Origin of the sequence: Vagococcus bubulae (genome assembly GCF_003950315.1) — a bacterium.
Taxonomy (GTDB): domain Bacteria; phylum Bacillota; class Bacilli; order Lactobacillales; family Vagococcaceae; genus Vagococcus; species Vagococcus bubulae.
The window spans coordinates 18,934-28,438 of sequence record NZ_NGJT01000024.1 but is presented as its reverse complement, the minus strand read 5'-3'; the positions used below and the strand labels follow the sequence as shown (position 1 = coordinate 28,438).

Sequence of the window (9,505 nt, the reverse complement as noted above, 5' to 3'; positions counted from 1 at the left end):
TAAGGAAATTAACTGCCTATAGGCAGTTGAAAGATACTAATGAACTCAAAAATAAGGATTTAAGAATGATATTTCTATTCTTAAATCCTTATTTCTTTATTTTAAAGACTATTTAGTCAGCCTCTTTTACTACTTAATTATTAAACTATTAAAACGATAAAATAGATGTTGGGTTAATAAATCCACCCCATAAACTAGAACTAATACCAAAATGCAAATGAGGTCCTGTTGAATTCCCTGTTGACCCAACTGTTCCAATGGTTTCTCCTGCATCAACTACTGAACCAACACTTGTCCCAATATTTGTCATATGCATATAATATGTATATAGCCCATTGTCATGTAAAATAATCACATGGTTACCAGCACTTGGATGATAACTTGCTTCAACGACTTGCCCTGCTCTAGATGCCAAAATAGGTGTGCCAGATGCTATAGCTAAATCAATTCCATCATGATGATCCCCTGAATAACCGGTTGGATCGGTTCTTGAACCAAACCCACTTGTTACTGTGTATCCTCCAGCAAGTGGCAATGAAAAGCCTCCTTGACTTGGTAATGACACTGTTTCATTTTTATCTGCATCAGTTTTGGCATTATTACTCTTACCAATCGCACTAGACTGTTTTGAAATTGAAAGGCTATCTTGCGCTTCTAATTGTTTATTTTCTGCATCGCGTTGTTCCTTTTCACGTTGCTCTTGTAACGCTTTTTTAGCAGCTGCTTGTTTATCAGCTAACTCTTTCAAGCGTTTTTGATTTTCTTCAGAAATGCGTTGTGCTTCAGCTTTTTGAGATTCATAAGCAGATTTGTCAGACGTTTCTTTTGATAACTCTTTTAAAATCTTATCTGCTAAAGCAACTTGTTCTGCTTTATTTTTTTCTAATTTAGTTTGCTTCGTTTTTAACTCTTCCGCCGTTTTATTCACTTCGTCAACTTTTTTATCTAATGTTGTTTTCTTTTTAGTCAAAGTTGCTTGATCTTTTTTTTGCTCATCCATAATATCTTTGTTTGCAGATACTAATTTTGAGTATGCTACTGTACGACTAAGCGCATCAGAAATTGATTCTGAGCCTAAAATGACATTAACTAAATCCTGATCTTCTTTATTTAGTTGCATAGAACGAGCTTGGCTCTCTATTTGCTTATTACGTTTGTCAATAATAACGGTTAAATCATCTATTTCTTTTGTTAATGAATTAATTTCTTTTTCTAATGATGCCTTTTCTTCTAACACCTTGTTAATGTCTTTATCCAATTTAGTGATAGTTGAATTTAAATCAGATAATGTTTTATCTGATGCATTTTTCTTTGCATTTAACTCATCTATTTTCTTTTGAGAGTCCTCTATTTTTTTATCAACACTCTCAGCATGGATAACAGCCGGACAAACAAATCCAGATAGGGTTGTTGTTAATAAAGTAAAGGCAATAATTTTTTTAAATCTCATGTATAGTCTAACTCCAATTCTATCTTTATTTATCATGTTCATTATAAACTATAACATAGATTCCTCATAGATTTGTTACAAAAAAATTACATTTTTCAATCATCCAATACTAAGCTGTCTTATTCTGTCATATATGTCATCTCTTGTTTTTTATAACACACTTATCCAACAGATAACTCTTTTTTCGCTAAGTCAATTTGGTGCAGTACTTGTTCAAATCCTGTTCCACCAAAACTATTTCTTCGTTTCACAGCTGTTTGAGACTGTAATACGTCATAGATGTCCTCTTCTATTAATGGAGATAATTCTTTGTAGCGAGTTAAAGGAACATCTTGTAAATAACAACCTGCTACAGTACATTCTAAAACTAATGACCCCACAATTTCATGAGCTTGTCGAAATGGTAAGCCCTTTGAAGCTAAATAGTCGGCTAACTCTGTTGCATTAGAAAAATCCTTTTCAGTAGAATAAAGCATTTTTTCTTCATTTACAGTCATTGTCTCAAGCATCCCTGCTAAAATATCAATTGACACACTAATTGTCTCAACCGTATCAAACATACCTTCTTTATCTTCTTGCAAGTCTTTATTATAGGCTAGTGGTAGTGACTTCATAATGGTTAATAATGACATCAAATCACCATACACTCTTCCTGTTTTTCCTCGAATTAATTCTGCCATATCGGGATTCTTTTTTTGTGGCATAATCGAAGAACCTGTCGAAAAGGTATCTGATAATGTAATATACTGACATTCGTTCGAACACCATAATATTAGTTCTTCACACATCCTAGACATATGCATCATCAAAATACTGGCATTGGATAGAAACTCTAAAATAAAATCTCGATCTGATACAGCATCCAGTGAATTCGTATAAATCTCTGAAAAGTCCATTAAGTTAGCTGTTAATTCTCGGTCGATTGGAAATGTTGTCCCAGCTAATGCCGCCGCTCCTAGTGGTGAAATATCTGTGTGTTTCATATTAAAAGTAAATCGCTCACTATCACGTGTGAACATACTATAATATGCCATAAAATAATGACCTAAAGAAATTGGCTGTGCATGTTGCAGATGAGTATAGCCTGGCATAATGGTTTCAATATGCTTAGTTGCTAAGCTGACTAACACCTCACGCAAATGATTTAATTTCTGACTGACTAAGTTTAAATGATATTTGAGGTACAAATGCATATCTGTGGCAACTTGATCATTTCGGGAACGAGCCGTATGAAGTTTTCCAGCTACACTGCCAATTTTTTCAGTGAGTAGCACTTCCATATTCATATGAATGTCTTCATTAGAGACATCAAAAACCAGTTTACCTTGTTGATATTCTATTAATAATTCTTCTAATCCTTTGATAATTGTTTCTGAATCTTGTTTATCAATAATACCTGTTTCACCTAGCATTTTTGCATGAGCAATAGAGCCTTTTAAATCAAATTCTGCCATTTTTTGATCAAACGTAATGGATGCTCCAAACTCTTCTACCCAACGTTCTAGGCTTTGTTCAAATCTGCCACCCCATAGTTTTTCATTTTTCATTCTATTACTCCTTTGGATCATTGACTTCAGCATTCACTTTTGTTGGTAGTCCCCATAATTTGATAAAGCCAATTGCAGCGTCTTGATCAAATGTATCGGCACTTGTATAAGTTGCTAAGTTTTCATCATATAGTGAATTAGGTGATTTTCTTGCAACCACTGTCGCATTTCCTTTATAGAGTTTTACTTTAGCAGTTCCATTGACCACTTGTTGCGTTTCCTTAATGTATGCTAAAATCGCTTGTGTCGCTGGATTAAACCATAACGCATTATAAATTAAGTTAGACAATTCATTCTCTAATATTGGTTTAAAATGAGATACTTCACGAACCAATGTTAAATCTTCAATCTCTTTATGAGCTGTTAATAGTGTAATCGCTCCAGGGCATTCATAAATTTCACGTGATTTAATTCCCACTAAACGATTTTCAACGTGATCAATTCGTCCTACTCCATGTTTGCCTGCTATCACATTTAATTCTTGAATTAATTCAGCCAGACTATATTGTTGTCCATTAAGACTAACAGGTACACCTTGTTTAAATTCAATATCAATATATTCTGGCGTATTTGGTGCATCTTCTGGCGAAACAGTTAAGGCGTACGCTTCTTCAGGTGCTTCATTCCATGGATTTTCTAAGATACCACATTCATTGGCACGTCCCCATAAATTTTGATCAACTGAATAAGGATTATCTAAATCAGCTGGAACTGGCACACCATTTTCTTTAGCATAATTGATTTCTTCTTCACGAGACCATTTCCATTCACGAACTGGGGCAATCACTTTAAGTTTTGGATCAAGTGAGGCAATTGCCACTTCAAAACGAACTTGATCATTACCTTTTCCTGTACAGCCATGGGCAATTACTGTAGCATCTACTTGATGAGCCAATTCAACTAATTTTTTTGAAATTAATGGACGACTTAATGCAGAAACTAATGGGTATTTTTGTTCATAGTAAGCATGTGCCTGTAAAGCTGGTAAAACAAACTCTGTCGCAAACTCTTCACGAACGTCTATTACGTATGACTCAATAGCTCCAACTGTTAAGGCTTTTTCTTTAATAAAATCTAAATCTTTTCCTTCACCTACATCTAAACATACCGCTACCACATCATAATCTTTTTTCAACCAACTAATTGCTACTGATGTATCCAATCCACCTGAATAAGCTAAAACTACTTTTTCTTTTGTCATATTACATTCCTCCATTTTTTGCTTGTTAAATTATGTTCAATATTATCCGTTTTAAAACAAAATGTCAACATATTTATTCATAAATGAATGTAAAATTTAATATTTATCCATATATAGAGAATTATAATGAATATTCCATGACAAAAATGCATAAAAAAACACTTAGATGATTAACCCATCTAAGTGTTTTGCTTGTTATTCGTCTTCATGCATCGTTGCAGCTAATTCAGAAATTTTACCTGTTCGTAAATAAATAATCCACTCACAAATATTGCAGACATAATCTCCAATTCGTTCTAAATAGCCAGCAACTTGTAGATAATCTGCTCCAACAATCACTGTTTCAGTGTCTTGTTCCATAGCTTTAATTGAATGACGGTAAATTGATTTGAAATAATCATTTGTTACTCTATCACTTTGAGCGATTTTAATCGCTTTATCACTATCAGTATGGATATAAGCATCTAAAACTGAGCTTACCATTCCCATAACGTGCGTTGCCATGTCTGATATTTCTTCTTCAATTGACAATACACGTTTATTGCCTTTCAAGCGGATGGTTGATTTAGCAATAGAAACGGCATGATCTCCCATACGTTCTAAGTCGGAACTTGCTTTCATAATGGTTACAATACGTCTTAAATCTGTTGTAACAGGCTGTTGTAGAGCAATCATTTCAAAACTTTTCTTTTCCAAACCTAATTCTTGGGAATTAATCTCACTATCTGCTTCAATCACTTCTTTAGCTAGTGATTTATCATGGTCGATAAACGCACGCACAGATTTACTAATCGCTGTATTTACGTCATTACCCATGTGTTCAAATTTATCATGTAAATTAAGTAAGTCTTCTTCAAATTGACTTCTAAGCATATACTTCATCTCCTTCATCGTTTGTTTCGTTATGTTTTAACCAAATTTACCCGTAATGTAATCTTCGGTTTCTTTTTGTCCTGGATTTAAAAATATTTTTTTCGTTTTATCATATTCTATCAAATCACCATTTAAAAAGAAAGCAGTCTTATCAGATATACGGGATGCTTGTTGCATATTATGTGTCACCATAATCATGGTATAGTCATCTTTTAATTCTAACAGCATATTTTCTATTTTACCACTAGAAACTGGATCAAGGGCACTTGTTGGCTCATCCAGTAAAATAACTTCAGGCTGAACAGCCAATACTCGCGCAATACACACACGTTGTTGTTGGCCTCCCGATAAAGATAAGGCACTTTTATTTAATTTATCTTTTACATCATCCCAAACAGCTGCAGCTTTTAAACTTTCCTCCACTACACGGTCTAACTCTTCTTTAGAATGTCTTCCTTCTAATCTTAATCCATAAATAACATTTTCATAAATACTAAATGGGAATGGATTAGGTTGCTGAAACACCATTCCAATTTGCTTACGAAGCGTCACAATATCTGTTTTTGGACTATAAATATCGCTATCTTTATAAGTCACTTTTCCTGTAATGGTCACAGATGGGATTAAATCATTCATTCGATTTAATGTTCTTAAAAAAGTAGACTTACCACAACCAGATGGACCAATTAAAGCAGTAATTCCACCTTGATCAAAATCCATCGTAATTCCTTTTAGTGCTTCATTTTCACCATAGTATAAATGCAAGTCGTTTGATTCAATTATTGACATGACGTTCCTCCTTAACCAAAGTGACCTGAAACATAATCTTCGGTTGCTTGTATTTTTGGACGAGTGAAGATTTTTTTCGTTTGATCATATTCTAACACTTTACCCATATAAAAGAACGCAGTATAGTCACTAATACGAGACGCTTGTTGCATATTATGTGTTACGATGACAATCGTATAATCTTCTTTTAAGTTAATCAATGTTTCTTCTACTTTACTAGTTGAAATTGGATCCAATGCACTGGCCGGCTCATCTAGTAGTAAAATATCTGGTTTCATTGCAATAGCTCGAGCGATACAAAGACGTTGTTGTTGTCCACCTGATAGAGCTAACGCACTTTTATGCAAGTTGTCTTTCACTTGATCCCATAAAGCGGCTTGTTTCAAACTTGTTTCAACAGCTTCATCCAATATCTTTTTATCTTTTTGTCCGTGACGTTTTAGGGCAAATGTAATGTTTTCATAGATTGATTTACTAAATGGGTTAGGTCTTTGAAACACCATCCCAATATGTTTTCTCATCTCATAAACATCAACTTTTGACGAATTGATGTCAATGTTTTTATAAATAATTTCTCCTGTCACTTTTGTCCCGTCGATTTGATCATTCATGCGATTTAAAGAACGCAAATAAGTAGATTTTCCACATCCTGATGGACCAATAAGAGACGTGATTTTATTTTTTTCAAATTCTAGTGACACACCTTTAATCGCTTCGTTAGTACCATAATAGACATGAATATCTTTTGTCTCTAACGCAATGTCTTGTTCACTTGAATTCATTTTTATGATATGCGTATCATCAGTATTATAAGTTTTCATCTAAATCCCCAATCTAAGCTGATGTAATTTTTTTATGAAGTTTCTTACCTAAGAAGCGTGCCAAAAAGTTAAATAGTAATACAGCAATAATCAACACAGCAGATGCTCCAGCTGATACTTGAGCGCCATCAGGCATATTACCTTCACTATTAATTTTCCAAATGTGGACAGCTAATGTTTCTGCTTGTCTAAAGATATTTAATGGACTAGAAATGCTTAATGGGTTCCAATTAGTAAAATCTAGTGCTGGGGCACTTTGACCTGCCGTATAAATTAACGCTGCGGCTTCACCAAAAATACGCCCTGCTCCTAAAATAACCCCTGTTAAAATACCTGGTAATGCTTCTGGAATAACAACGCGTGTGACAGTTTCCCATCTTGATAAACCAAGAGCTAATCCTGCTTCACGTTGTGTATAATGCACAGCTTTTAATGATTCTTCAACATTTCTTGTTAAGAGGGGTAAGTTGAAAAACGTTAAAGCTAATGCACCAGAAATAATAGAAAAACCTAATCCTGCTTGAATAACAAAAACCAAGAATCCGAATAAACCAACAACCACTGAAGGCAGTGAACTTAATACTTCAATAGCTGTACGAATAGCATTTGTAAAAAAGTTTTTCTTTGCATATTCTGATAAATAAATACCTGCTCCTAAAGAAATTGGGATACTAATTAACATCGTAATAATTAATAAATAAAATGAGTTGAATAACTGAATGCCTATTCCCCCACCTGCTTGAAAACTTTTAGAAGGTGTCGTTAAAAAACTCCAACTGATATGAGGCAATCCACGACCTAAAATATACAAAATTAAACTGGCCAGGATTAATGTAATAATACCTGCAATGGCATATAATATGCCTGTTGCTATTTTATCTGCTTTTTTTGCATTCATTATTTCATCTCTCCTTTTTTACCAATTAATCGTGTCACAATATTAAAGAATAGAGACATTAATAGTAATAGTAATGCTAATGACCAAAGTGCATTATTTTCTAATGTTCCCATAACAGTATTTCCAATTCCCATAGTTAACACACTTGTTAGAGTCGAAGCTGGTGTAATTAAGTTATGTGGCATCAGTGAAGCATTACCAATAACCATTTGAATCGCTAAAGCTTCACCAAAGGCTCTTGCCATACCAAACACAACAGCAGTTAAAATACCCGGAACAGCTGCTCTTAACACCACTTTATAAATGGTTTGCCAACGTGTTGCTCCAAGAGCTAATGATGCCTCACGATAATGTCTTGGAACGGCTTTTAATGCATCCACTGTCATAGATGTCACTGTTGGTAAAATCATAACAAACAAGACAAATGTCCCAGCTAAAATACCAAAACCAGAACCTCCGAATACATTACGTACTGCAGGAACAACAACTGATAGCCCAATAAATCCATAAACAACTGAAGGGATACCAACAAGCAATTCAATAACTGGTTGTAACACTTTTGTTCCTAATTTTGGTGAAATTTCTGTCATGAACACGGCTGCTCCAATTGCAAATGGTGTTGCAATAATAGCAGACAGTAATGTCACAATAAAAGAGCCTGCAATCATCGGTAATGCTCCGACCAATGGTTTTCCAGATTCACTCACAGACCCAGGATTCCATTCTTTACCAAAAAGAAAATCAAATAAATTTACTTTATCTTTAAAAAAGGTTGCTAATCCTTTACTTGCGACAAAATAAAAGATTGCGACAACAACGACAACAATAAATAAAATGGCTATAAAACTAATGGTCTTACCAAATTGTTCCAACTTTGCTTTTTTCGACTTTTTTAGCAATTTACTTTGAATATCTTCCAAAATATATCCTCCTATTAAAACAACAATTTTTATTTGGAAATTTCTTTTATATTACCTTCAACGTCACGCTCAACTTGCATTTGTGATACAGGTATATAACCAAGTTGAGGAACGATATCTTCTTGTACTTCATCAGTTAACATATATTCTAAGAAATCTTTTGTTAAGCCTTCTGGTTCACCTTTTGTATACATATGTTCATATGACCAGATAACCCATTTGTTATCTTTAACATTGTCTTCTGTTGGTTTTACACCATCAATACTTAGCGTTGCCACATCTTTTGTTACATAAGAGAAAGCCACGTAACTGATTGCGCCAGGTGTCGTACTAACAATTTGTCTAACCATCCCAGTAGAATCTTGTTCTTGTGATCCTTTTGCTTTTTTACCATCTAAAACCCACTGTTCAAATGTATGACGACTACCACTTCCTGCAGCACGATTAATCAAGACAATGTCTTGATCTTTTCCGCCAACTTCTTTCCAATTGGTAATCTCACCTGTAAATATTTTTCTTAAATTTTCCATTGTGATGTCTGATACACCAACTTCTTTATTGATAATTGGTGTTAATCCAACAATGGCGACTTTATGATCAACTAATAGGTTGCTATCAATTCCTTCTTTTTCTTCTGCAAATAAATCGGAATCTCCTATTTGTACGGCACCAGCTTGAACTTGACTTAAACCAGTTCCACTACCTCCACCTTGTACATTAATAAATTTACCTAAATGATTACTACTATATTGTTCACCAGCTGCCTCAACAAGTGGTTGCATGGCAGATGACCCAACAGCATTGATAGATTCTCCATTGTCAACTGCGCCACATCCTGTAACAGTCAATAAAAACCCTACTGATGCGATCATTTTTAACACTCTTTTCACGAATGTCCCCCCTAAATTTTTACAAAAAATTTACATATTGAAATAGTTTCTGACTTATCTCATGATAAACATATAATTTAGTAACATAAATTGCAAGTCTTTTTACATTTAATTTA

At 34.1% G+C, this 9,505-nt stretch carries 9 protein-coding genes; all 9 read right to left on the bottom strand.

Annotated features, from left to right (window positions below; translation table 11 throughout):
* Positions 1 to 148: 148 nt before the first annotated feature.
* A complete protein-coding gene (locus CBF36_RS10290) occupies positions 149 to 1,450 on the bottom strand; it encodes a murein hydrolase activator EnvC family protein (RefSeq protein ID WP_165865462.1) in 1,302 nt (433 codons plus the stop codon).
* Between the two features lie 161 nt (positions 1,451 to 1,611).
* Positions 1,612 to 2,997, bottom strand: a complete 1,386-nt coding sequence (gene argH / locus CBF36_RS10285) for an argininosuccinate lyase (protein WP_125958343.1) — start codon at positions 2,995 to 2,997, stop codon at positions 1,612 to 1,614.
* Between the two features lie 4 nt (positions 2,998 to 3,001).
* Positions 3,002 to 4,198 carry an argininosuccinate synthase gene (locus CBF36_RS10280; RefSeq protein WP_125958342.1) on the bottom strand — a complete coding sequence of 399 codons (1,197 nt, stop codon included), beginning with the start codon at positions 4,196 to 4,198 and terminating at the stop codon, positions 3,002 to 3,004.
* A gap of 195 nt (positions 4,199 to 4,393) precedes the next feature.
* Complete coding sequence (phoU, locus tag CBF36_RS10275; protein ID WP_125958341.1) at positions 4,394 to 5,071, bottom strand: phosphate signaling complex protein PhoU; 678 nt, start codon at positions 5,069 to 5,071, stop codon at positions 4,394 to 4,396.
* Positions 5,072 to 5,107: 36 nt separating this feature from the next.
* A complete protein-coding gene (gene pstB / locus CBF36_RS10270; protein WP_125958340.1) occupies positions 5,108 to 5,860 on the bottom strand; it encodes a phosphate ABC transporter ATP-binding protein PstB in 753 nt (250 codons plus the stop codon).
* Positions 5,861 to 5,871: 11 nt separating this feature from the next.
* Entirely contained in the window at positions 5,872 to 6,681 is an 810-nt protein-coding gene (gene pstB / locus CBF36_RS10265; RefSeq protein ID WP_125958339.1) for a phosphate ABC transporter ATP-binding protein PstB, read from the bottom strand.
* A 13-nt stretch (positions 6,682 to 6,694) separates the two neighbouring features.
* Complete coding sequence (gene pstA, locus CBF36_RS10260) at positions 6,695 to 7,579, bottom strand: phosphate ABC transporter permease PstA (protein ID WP_125958338.1); 885 nt, start codon at positions 7,577 to 7,579, stop codon at positions 6,695 to 6,697.
* Entirely contained in the window at positions 7,579 to 8,499 is a 921-nt protein-coding gene (pstC, locus tag CBF36_RS10255; protein WP_125958337.1) for a phosphate ABC transporter permease subunit PstC, read from the bottom strand. Before pstC ends, pstA begins: the two co-directional genes overlap by 1 nt.
* A gap of 29 nt (positions 8,500 to 8,528) precedes the next feature.
* Positions 8,529 to 9,371 (bottom strand): phosphate ABC transporter substrate-binding protein PstS family protein, encoded by an 843-nt coding sequence (locus tag CBF36_RS10250; RefSeq protein ID WP_125958345.1) that lies wholly within the window; start codon positions 9,369 to 9,371, stop codon positions 8,529 to 8,531.
* Positions 9,372 to 9,505: the final 134 nt, after the last annotated feature.